Raw genomic sequence first — 573 nt, forward strand, 5'->3', positions numbered from 1 at the left:
TGCTCACAGTCCAAGTGAGAACTCAATAATCTGGCTATTGTAAACAGCTACTTAGGGATGCACAAACTTTTAGTAAAATCGTGCGATCCACGAAAGAGAGCGGTATCTGCTCGACTCATCTTCACTGCTCATCATCCTCCTGGTTTAATTTAACTAAAGTCAGCATCTAAAATAAGGCTTTTGTGTAATTTTGTGGAAACGTTTACACAATTTGAATTCGATCACGGATCTGGATCGAGATTGGTTGCTAGACTTTTAGCCAGTTAAGAAATGGGCGTACCGATTCGATGCAATGGCGATTGGCTTTTAGCGCATCAGAGTGAGGTATGAACAGAAAGCAGCAAACGTGGAGAAGCAAAAAGTGAAAGTTCTTGTCACTGGCGGTATGGGATACATCGGTAGTCACACTTGCGTTCAGATGATTGAAGCGGGAATGGAACCTATCATCGTTGATAACTTGTGTAACGCCAAACTGGAAGTGTTAAACCGTATTGAAGCGCTGACTGGCAAACAGCCTGAGTTCCACCAAGGTGACATCCGTGACGAAGCCTTTTTGGATACGGTATTCGCGCA

At 43.6% G+C, this 573-nt stretch carries 1 protein-coding gene; it reads left to right on the forward strand.

The window, feature by feature from the left end:
- Nucleotides 1-361: 361 nt before the first annotated feature.
- The coding region (locus tag R7R24_RS29100; RefSeq protein ID WP_318120511.1) for an SDR family NAD(P)-dependent oxidoreductase at nt 362-573 on the forward strand (212 nt) is incomplete at its 3' end.

It is taken from the genome of Vibrio sp. 704, assembly GCF_033339295.1.